The organism is Thiohalocapsa marina, assembly GCF_008632335.1.
GTDB classification, from domain to species: Bacteria; Pseudomonadota; Gammaproteobacteria; order Chromatiales; family Chromatiaceae; genus Thiohalocapsa; species Thiohalocapsa marina.
Window position 1 is genome coordinate 1 of sequence record NZ_VWXX01000063.1, and the last position, 9,079, is coordinate 9,079.

The following is a 9,079-nucleotide window of genomic DNA, read 5'->3' on the forward strand; positions in this document are numbered from 1 at the left end:
CCGCCACAGGCCACAACGGCGGATGCGCTTCGCTTATCCGCCCTACAGTGTTCACCTTGTTTTGGGCGCGTTCCTAAGGAAGTCTGGCAGCCGGCTCAGTTGATGTGCGCCAGGATGCCGTCGAGTTCGTCCAGGCTGTTGTAGGCGATGACCAGCTTGCCGGTGCCCCGGGTGCCGTGCTGGATGGCGACCCGGGCGCCGAGGCGTTCGGTCAGGTCGTCCTGCAGGCGGCGAATGTCCGGATCCGGTTCCGTGCGGATGGGCGTGCTGCGGCTGACACCTTCCGCCTGCAGCCGGCGCACCAGACGCTCGGTCTCACGCACCGACAGCCCGCGGCTCACCACCTGACGCGCCGCCAGGGTCTGGGCGTCGCCCTTGAGCCCCAGCAACGCCCGGGCATGTCCCATCTCCAGGCGGCCGGCGTCCAGCAGGCCCTTCACCTCGGTCTCCAGCTCGATCAGCCGCAGCAGATTGGTGACCGTGGTGCGTGACTTGCCGACGGCCTCGGCGATCTGCTGGTGGGTCAGGCCGAACTCGTGCAGCAGCCGCTGCAGTGCGCCGGCCTCCTCCAGCGGCGTCAGGTCGTCGCGCTGGATGTTCTCGATCAGCGCAATGGCCAGCGCGGTCTGCTCGTCGACATCGCGGATCACCACCGGGATGGTTTCGAGGCCGGCCTGCTGGGACGCGCGCCAGCGGCGTTCGCCGGCGATGATCTCGTAGCGCTGGGGCGCGATCCGGCGCACCACGATGGGCTGGATCACGCCCTGGGCGGCGATGGATTCGGCCAGCTCGCGCAGGCTGTCCGCATCGAACTCCCGGCGCGGCTGATAGCGACCGCGTTCGATCTGGTCCACCGGCACCGCGTCCACCACGCCCACCGGTGCGGCCGCCGTCTCGCCGACGCCGGTGGTTTCATCGCTGCCCGGATCGAGCTCGCGGCTGCCACCGAGCAGGGCGTCCAGACCGCGTCCCAAGCCTCGTTTCTTGGCCGTGCTCATACTGGTCTCGTCCTGGGAGATGCGCAATGCGTACTTCATGCGGCGGTCGGTTCAGGTGCGCGCCGGCGCATGATCTCGCTGGCCAGCGCCAGATAGGCTACCGCGCCGCGGGAGCCGCGGTCGTAGAGCAGCGCTGGCAGGCCGTGGCTGGGGGCCTCCGCCAGCCGCACATTGCGCGGCACGATGGTGCGGTAGACCTGGTTGGTGAAATGCGTCACCAGCTGGGTGGAGACCTGGTTGGCCAGATTGTTGCGCGGGTCGTGCATGGTCCGCAGGATGCCCTCGATGCGCAGGCCGGGGTTGCGGCTGCTGCGGATCTGCTCGATGGTGTCCAGCAGCGCGGAGAGCCCCTCCAGCGCGTAGTACTCGCACTGGATCGGGATCAGCACGCCGTGGGCCGCCACCAGCGCATTGACGGTGAGCATGTTCAGCGACGGCGGGCAGTCGATGAGGATGATCTCATAGCCGGCGGCCACCGCCGCCAGCGCCGTTGCCAGCGTATGCTCGCGCTGGCCGGTGCTCATCAGGCCAACCTCCGCCGCCGTCATGTCGCTGTTGGACGGCAGCAGGTCGAAGCCGGGCGACGGCTCCGCCACCCGCACGGCGCAACGGGCGAAGGGGGCGTTGTTGACCAGCAGATCGCAACCGGTCTGCTTCAGCGCGTTCTTGTCCACGCCGACGCCCATGGTGGCATTGCCCTGTGGGTCCATGTCTACCAGCAGCACCCGCCGCTTGAGCGAAGCAAGGGACGCAGCGAGGTTGACGGCAGTGGTGGTCTTGCCGACGCCTCCCTTCTGATTGGCAATGGCGATGATTCTAGCCATGGGCGGTCGCGTTGAACGGGATCTCGATGAGGTTGCGCTCGCCCTCCAGCAGAGGCACGCGGAGCGGATGGACCTGGACGGTGGTGGCCGATGCCGCCACCAGATCGGCGATTTCCTGCTCTGGCAGGCGCCCCTTCAGGGCGAGCAAGCGAGCGTCGCTGAAGGCCAGATGAGCGCAGTTGGCGCGCAGCGCCGCTAGGCTGGTGACAGCGCGGGCGACAATGGTAGCGAATTTTTGCCCTGGCCGATATGTCTCCAGCCGGCTTTGCACCACCTGGACGTTGTCGAGCCCCAGTTCCAGCACCGCCTGGCGCACGAATCGCGTCTTCTTGCCGTTGCTGTCCAGCAGGGTGAAGCCCAGCTCCGGCCGGGCGATGGCCAGCGGGATGCCCGGCAGCCCGGCCCCGGTGCCTGCATCCAGCACCGGGCCCCGCGTGATCCAGGGCAGCACCGCCAGGCTGTCCAGCAGATGCCGCGGCACCATGTCGGCGGGGTCGCGCACGGCGGTGAGGTTGTAGGCCCGGTTCCAGCGCGCCAGCAGGCCCAGAAACGCGATCAGCCGATCGCGGGCGGCGGCGTCGAGGTGGTCGCCGATACCCGGCGGCATCTGCCCGAGCCCGCGGTCGAGCCGCCGTCGCAGGACCTGCGTCGCATCGGCCGTTGCCCCAGGCCCAGTGCCCGCATCCGTCGACACCGGCGACATCAGGCACTCAACCGCTTGAGGTGGATCAGCAGCAGCGACACCGCCGCCGGCGTCACCCCCGGTATGCGCGCCGCCTGGCCGATGGTGGTCGGGCGCACCCGCTGGAGCTTTTCCTGCACCTCCGCCGACAGGCCGCGCACCTGATCGAAGGCGAAGTCCAGCGGCAGTACCTTTGCCTCCTGCTGGCGCTGGCGCTGGATCTCGTCGCGCTGGCGGTCCACGTAGCCGGCGTACTTGCACTGGATCTCGAGCTGTTCCGCCACGGCGTCGTCGGCCGCCGGACCGAGACCGGCCACCGCGGTCAGCGCGCCATAGCCCACGCCGGGTCGCGCCAGCAGGTCCAGCGCCCGGGACTCGCGGCCGATGCCCTCGCCGGTGGCCTGCTCCACGGCGGCGGCCAGCGCGGTGCCCGGGCGGATCCAGCAAGCGCGCAGCCGCTCGCGCTCACGCTCGATGGCCTCGCGCTTGGCCGCGAAGCGCTGCCAGCGCGACGCATCCACCAGCCCCAAATCGCGGCCGGTCTCGGTCAGCCGCAGGTCGGCATTGTCCTCGCGCAGCAGCAGCCGGTATTCCGCGCGGCTGGTGAACATGCGGTAGGGCTCGTTGGTGCCCCGGGTGATCAGGTCGTCCACCATGACACCCAGGTAGGCCTCGTCCCGGCGCGGCGACCAGGGCGGCAGCCCCTGCACCTGGCGGGCGGCATTCAGGCCAGCCAGCAGGCCCTGGGCGGCAGCCTCCTCGTAGCCGGTGGTGCCGTTGATCTGGCCGGCGAAGAACAGGCCCGGCACATGTCGGGTCTCCAGGCTCGGTGCCAGGTCCCGCGGGTCGAAGAAGTCGTACTCGATGGCATATCCCGGTCGGGTGAGGTGCGCCCGGGCAAACCCCGGGATGGAGCGCACCAGCGCCTGCTGCACGTCGAAAGGCAGGCTGGTGGAGATGCCGTTGGGGTAGATCTCGACGCTCTCCAGGCCCTCCGGCTCGACAAAGATCTGGTGCGAATCCTTGTCGGCGAAGCGCATGATCTTGTCCTCGATGGAGGGACAGTAGCGCGGGCCGACACCCTCGATGATGCCCTCGTACAGGGGCGAGCGCGACAGGCCGCCACGGATGATGTCGTGGGTCTGCGCGGTGGTGCGGGCGATGTGGCAACTGACCTGTCGCGGATGGTCGGCGGCGGCGCCGAGAAACGAGAACACCGGTACCGGCTGGTCGCCGGGCTGCGCCTCGAGCACGGAGAAGTCGATGCTGCGGGCATCGATGCGCGGCGGCGTGCCGGTCTTCAGCCGCTCGACGCGAAAGGGCATCTCCCGCAGGCGTTCCGCCAGCGCGATGGATGGTGGATCGCCGGCGCGACCGCCGCGGTAGTTGCTGAGCCCGATATGGATGCGCCCGCCGAGGAAGGTGCCGACGGTCAGCACCACGGCGCGGGCCCGGAACTCGAGCCCCATCTGCGTGCGCACGCCGGCGACGCGCTCGTGCCGGCCGTCGGACTGCAGGATCAGGTCATCCACCGCCTGCTGGAACAGCTCCAGACCGGGCTGTGCCTCCACCGCCGCGCGCACTGCCGCCTTGTACAGCTGCCGATCGGTCTGCGCGCGGGTGGCACGCACCGCCGGCCCCTTGCGCCGGTTGAGGATACGGAACTGGATGCCGGCAAGATCAGTGGCCCGGGCCATCAGGCCGCCCAGGGCGTCGATCTCCTTCACCAGATGGCCCTTGCCGATGCCGCCGATGGCCGGGTTGCAGCTCATCTGCCCGATGGTGTCGAGATTGTGCGTCAGCAACAGGGTGCGCGCGCCAACCCGGGCGGCCGCCAGCGCCGCCTCGGTGCCGGCATGGCCGCCGCCCACGACAATGACGTCATACTGCTGTGCTTCTGCCATGCTTGATCGGGACGGTTCTGTTCCGTTCTGGTCTGTGAATCATCTCGCCTATGATAGGCCAATGCCTCACTGTTAAGCTATTGGCATGACGCGGGTTTCAACCGCAGGCCCGTGAATGCCGAACACCGCCCCTGCCATGCTGAATAACACCGACGACCCCTTGGCGCGCATCCTCGACGTTGCCGATGGCGTGATCCTGGGCAAGACCCATGTGCTGCGCCTGGCGCTGGCCTGTCTCCTCGCCCGCGGCCACCTGCTGATCGAGGACCTGCCCGGCGTCGGCAAGACCACCCTGGCGCACCTGCTGGCACAGCTGCTGGGGCTGCACTATGCGCGCATCCAGTTCACCAGCGACATGCTGCCCGCCGACCTGATCGGCGTGTCGGTCTACGACCAGGCCGGCAAGCAGTTCCGCTTCCATCCGGGGCCGGTGTTCTCCCAGCTGATCCTGGCGGACGAGATCAACCGTGCCACGCCCAAGGCCCAGAGCGCACTGCTGGAGGCCATGGAGGAGCGCCAGGTCACCGTGGAAGGCGAGACCCGACCGCTGCCGAAGCCCTTCTTCGTCATCGCTACGCAGAACCCCAGCCATCAGGTCGGCACCTTTCCGCTGCCGGAGTCGCAGCTGGACCGGTTTCTGATGCGCATCGAGCTCGGCTATCCGGACGCCGCCCAGGAGAAGGCCCTGCTGGCCGGCAGCGACCGGCGCCAGTTGCTGGCGGAGCTGGTGCCCGCACTGACCCCGGCGGAACTGCTGGCGCAGCAGGCACGCGTGGATCAGGTGCATGTGGCGCCAGCCATCGTCGACTACTGCCATGCCATTCTCAGCCATACCCGCGCCAGCGGCCGCTATCACCACGGCCTGTCGCCGCGGGCCGGCATCGGCCTGCTGCGCGCCGCCCGGGCCTGGGCCCTGATCGCCGGCCGCGACTTCGTGCTGCCGGAAGACATCCAACAGGTGCTGGCGGCGGTGGTCACACACCGGCTCACGGCCCAGGGGGACGACGGCGGCACCCAACCGTCCCCCGCCGACGACATCCTGGCCTCGGTGCCGGTCCCTTGAGCCGACGCAAACGCCGCCGATCAGGCGGCCATACCAACGCCGGCACGCCTGCGGACGGTGTGCCGGCCCTGCTGCGACCGATGCTGCGCTGGATCGAACGCCTGCCGCCGGCCACCGGGGCCGAGGCCGACACCCATGGCCGCCGTATCTACATCCTGCCCACCGGCGCCGGCCTGGGCTACGCGGCAATCCTGCTGGCGACCCTGCTGGGCTCGCTGAACTACCAGAACAACCTGGGCCTGCTGCTGACCTTCCTGATGGTCTCCGTCAGCCTGGTGAGCATGCACCATTGCTGGTTCCAGTTGCTGGGCCTGCGGGTCGCGGCCAGAAATGCCGCGCCGGTGTTCTGCGGGCAGCCGGCGGTGTTCCCGCTGCGCATCACCGAGCAGCGCAACCGCAGCCGCCTCGGCCTGTGCGTCGGCAGCGCCGCCGGCATCGAACTGCCCGCCGCCGGCACGGTGCAGGTGACCTTGCGCGTGCCCACGCAGCAGCGCGGCGACCTCGCGCTGGAGCCGGTGCTCCTGGCCACCGCCTATCCCTTCGGCCTGCTCCGGGCCTGGACCCGGCTGCCGCTGCGGGCCTCGGTGCTGGTGTATCCGCGCCCCGCCGAGCAGGCGCCGGCACCGGCCCGGATCACCGCGGACAGGTCCGACAAGGCCAGGAAGAAGCCGGCCAAACAGGATCTGATCAGCCAGGACTCGACCGGTGATCGGGGCGCCGGCGGCGATGATTTCATCGGACCACGGCCCTATCGGCCCGGAGACTCACCGCGGCGGCTCGACTGGAAGGCCCTGGCTCGCGGCCGCGGGCTGGTGGTCAAGGAGTTCGGCAGCGAGCAGGGCAGCCGCGTACTGGTGGACTGGTACGCCCTGGGTGTGGAGGACAGCGAGACGCGGCTGTCGCTGCTGACCACCCAGGCGCTGCGCGCCCACGCACAGGGCGGCCTCTGGGCACTGCGGCTGCCGGGAACGGAGATCGCCCCCGGTCGCGGCGACCGGCATCTGCACCGCTGCCTGGCGGCCCTGGCGCGCTGGCCGGAAGCCGACGGGCGGGCACCTGACCTGCCACCACATGACCGGCCGGCACATGGCTAGCTGGCGCCCCCCCGGTTTTCGGTCGGCACCGGCCAGCTCTCCGACCAGTTTTCGGAATGGCGCGCCGGATACCTGGCAGCGGATCGGCGTCACCGCCTTGCTCGGCCTGGGCTTCCTGCCGCTGGTGCTGGCGCTGGAGACGCGCATCGGCCTGTTCGTCGGCGCCATGCTGGCCGTGGCCTTCGCCGGCATCCGCTGGCCAGGGCTGCGCCCCGGTGGCTGGACGCTGGGCCTGCTGACCCTGGCCGGCGGGCTCAATGTCATCGACACCTATCAGGGCATCGCCGGGCAGCATCCCGGCACGGCACTGCTGCTGACCATGCTGTCGCTGAAGCTGCTGGAGGTCCGCACCCGGCGTGACCTGCGCGTGCTGTTGCTGGTGTTCGGCTTTCTGGTGGTGGTGCAGTTCCTGTTCGACCAGTCGCCGGCGCGCACCCTGCTGATGGGGGCACTGCTGGTGGCCAACTTTGCCCTGCTGTTCGACCTGGCCCAGGACGCCCATGCCGGGTCGCCCCTCGGGCGAGCCCGCCGGGCCGGCCGCGTTGCCCTGAGCATGATGCTGCAGGCGATCCCGCTGGCGCTGCTGCTGTTCGTGTTCTTTCCGCGGCTGGACACGCCGCTGTGGGACCTGGGGCTGGAGAATCCCTATGCCATCACAGGCCTGAACGACTGGCTCGAGCCGGGCTCGGTGACGCAGCTGATCATCTCCGGCGAGGACGCCTTGCGGGTGCGCTTCGATCGGGATCCGGGCATCCCGGTGGAGCGCATGTACTGGCGCGGTCCGGTGCTCTGGCACAACGACGGGCGCCGCTGGGTGCCGGCCCGTGTTGGGGAGTTTGCGCAGGCGTCGCCGCAACTGCGGCCCGAGGCTGAGGCGCTGTCCTACACCGTCGCCATGGAGCCGACCAATCAGCCCTGGCTGATCGGGCTCGATCTACCCACACAGGTGCCGTCGGACGCCCGCCTGAGCGCCGACTTCCAGGTGCTCGCCGCCGCACCGGTGGACGAGTTCCGCATCTACCGCATGACCTCGGTGCCGGTCTATTCCACGCTGGGCCTGAGTCCGGACGAAGCGCAGGCGGCGCTGGCGCTGCCGGGCAACGTCACGCCGCGCATGCGCACCCTGGTGGAAGGCTGGCAGGCCGACGGCGCCGCGCCGGAGGCCATCGTGCAGCGGGCGCTGCAGCATTTCGGCCAGCCGCCGTTCAGCTACACCCTGCTGCCGCCAGCCCTCGGCGCCAATCCGGTCGATGCCTTCCTGTTCGACGCCCGCGCCGGCTTCTGCGAGCACTATGCCGCCGCCTTCGCCGTGCTGATGCGCATCGCCGGCATCCCCAGCCGCATCGTGCTGGGCTATCTGGGCGGCGAGCGCAATCCCATCAACGGCGAGGTGCTGGTGCGCCAGTCCGAGGCCCACGCCTGGAACGAGGTCTGGCTGGCGGACCGGGGCTGGGTGCGCATCGACCCCACCGCCGCCATCGATCCGGCACGGGTGGATGCGGATCGGCACATCGCCGCCCTCGGTGCCGGCGCGCCGGCGCGGTTTCGCGTCGACGACCAGGGCCTGTTCGGCAAAGGGGCCCGCGGTCTGCGCCTGCTGGCGGATGCCCTGGGCTCCGGCTGGCGCCAGTGGGTGGTGGGCTTCTCCACCCGCAACCAGCGGCAACTGCTGGACCGGCTTGACCTGGGACCCTTGCGCGATCTGGGCCTGGTACTCGGCATGGTCATCGGCGGCGCCCTGATCATGCTGGCCTGGAACCTGTTGCTGGCGCGACCGTCGCGACCGCGCGATCCGCTGCTGCGGGCCTATCAGCGCTTCATGCGCCGGTTAAGCCCCCTGGGCCTGGCGCGCCGGCCCACCGAGGGACCTGTCGACCATCGCAACCGCATCGACCGCGCGCGCCCCGATCTGACCGAAGCCGTCGACGCCATCCTTGCCCCCTACCTGCGCCTGCGCTACGGCGGCAGCCAGGACCCCGCCGACCTGCAGCAACTGCGCCAGCGCATCGCCCGCTTCCGTCCCGCCCGGCGTGCACCGACCGACATGCAAGACTGATCGGCAGACCCGCACGAACAAGTCTGTCGACAGCAACCCGGTGTCGGCTGTGGATAACCTGTGGCTGATTTTCGCTGCTCTGATTGCCCACCGGTTACCCACAGGCTGACCGGCCGACCGACAACAGCTGTAAAAATCCTCAAGTCATTAATTATAAAAAATATTTTATCGCTTGTGCGGTTTTCCACCGGCGTTATTACTACGATGAGGAAGAATTACAAACACTCATCATAGGGCAGGGCGCCAAGACGGCCGCTCGTATACATTTCGGTTAAAAATAAATCTTAACGTGTCCGCTCAGGGCCTCCGACGCTTCGGTCCAGACAGTCGCGACCTGTCATGGATGCCATGGACCAGGCACAGAGGCGGGAGAGGAGAGCCTAGCCCGCATATCTCACCAGCCGAGCAGATCAATGGGGGCAAACAAGACCCCATTGCCATTCCGGCCGAACGCGTCG

Annotated in this window: 7 protein-coding genes; 3 read left to right on the forward strand and 4 right to left on the reverse strand. The window is 69.2% G+C overall.

Annotated features, from left to right (window positions below):
* Positions 1–95 precede the first annotated feature (95 nt).
* From F2Q65_RS18910 to mnmG, 4 genes are read right to left on the reverse strand one after another with little or no spacing between them, the layout of a single operon-like run.
* A complete protein-coding gene (locus F2Q65_RS18910; protein ID WP_246156388.1) occupies positions 96–1,037 on the reverse strand; it encodes a ParB/RepB/Spo0J family partition protein in 942 nt (313 codons plus the stop codon).
* Positions 1,034–1,822: a ParA family protein gene (locus F2Q65_RS18915; protein ID WP_150094955.1), complete on the reverse strand. Its 789-nt coding sequence runs from the start codon at positions 1,820–1,822 to the stop codon at positions 1,034–1,036. Before F2Q65_RS18915 ends, F2Q65_RS18910 begins: the two co-directional genes overlap by 4 nt.
* Entirely contained in the window at positions 1,815–2,525 is a 711-nt protein-coding gene (gene rsmG, locus F2Q65_RS18920; RefSeq protein ID WP_150094956.1) for a 16S rRNA (guanine(527)-N(7))-methyltransferase RsmG, read from the reverse strand. The genes F2Q65_RS18915 and rsmG overlap by 8 nt, the downstream gene beginning before the upstream one ends.
* Positions 2,525–4,408, reverse strand: a complete 1,884-nt coding sequence (gene mnmG / locus F2Q65_RS18925; protein WP_150094957.1) for a tRNA uridine-5-carboxymethylaminomethyl(34) synthesis enzyme MnmG — start codon at positions 4,406–4,408, stop codon at positions 2,525–2,527. Before mnmG ends, rsmG begins: the two co-directional genes overlap by 1 nt.
* 115 nt (positions 4,409–4,523) lie before the next feature.
* Here mnmG and F2Q65_RS18930 point away from each other — a divergent pair, with 115 nt between their 5' ends.
* Genes F2Q65_RS18930 through F2Q65_RS18940 form a run of 3 tightly spaced genes read left to right on the forward strand, consistent with a single transcriptional unit; the run spans position 4,524 to position 8,621 of the window.
* Positions 4,524–5,471, forward strand: a complete 948-nt coding sequence (locus F2Q65_RS18930; protein WP_425473423.1) for an AAA family ATPase — start codon at positions 4,524–4,526, stop codon at positions 5,469–5,471.
* Positions 5,468–6,565: a DUF58 domain-containing protein gene (locus F2Q65_RS18935; protein WP_150094958.1), complete on the forward strand. Its 1,098-nt coding sequence runs from the start codon at positions 5,468–5,470 to the stop codon at positions 6,563–6,565. The genes F2Q65_RS18930 and F2Q65_RS18935 overlap by 4 nt, the downstream gene beginning before the upstream one ends.
* Complete coding sequence (locus tag F2Q65_RS18940) at positions 6,558–8,621, forward strand: transglutaminase TgpA family protein (protein ID WP_170265815.1); 2,064 nt, start codon at positions 6,558–6,560, stop codon at positions 8,619–8,621. The genes F2Q65_RS18935 and F2Q65_RS18940 overlap by 8 nt, the downstream gene beginning before the upstream one ends.
* Positions 8,622–9,079 lie beyond the last annotated feature (458 nt).

What these genes read in the sequence shown, in the direction of transcription:
- F2Q65_RS18910 (WP_246156388.1), bottom strand. Translation starts at nt 1,037, where the DNA reads ATGAAGTACGCATTGCGCATCTCCCAGGACGAGACCAGTATGAGCACG.
- F2Q65_RS18915 (WP_150094955.1), bottom strand. Translation starts at nt 1,822, where the DNA reads ATGGCTAGAATCATCGCCATTGCCAATCAGAAGGGAGGCGTCGGCAAG.
- rsmG (WP_150094956.1), bottom strand. Translation starts at nt 2,525, where the DNA reads ATGTCGCCGGTGTCGACGGATGCGGGCACTGGGCCTGGGGCAACGGCC.
- mnmG (WP_150094957.1), bottom strand. Translation starts at nt 4,408, where the DNA reads ATGGCAGAAGCACAGCAGTATGACGTCATTGTCGTGGGCGGCGGCCAT.
- F2Q65_RS18930 (WP_425473423.1), top strand. Translation starts at nt 4,524, where the DNA reads ATGCCGAACACCGCCCCTGCCATGCTGAATAACACCGACGACCCCTTG.
- F2Q65_RS18940 (WP_170265815.1), top strand. Translation starts at nt 6,558, where the DNA reads ATGGCTAGCTGGCGCCCCCCCGGTTTTCGGTCGGCACCGGCCAGCTCT.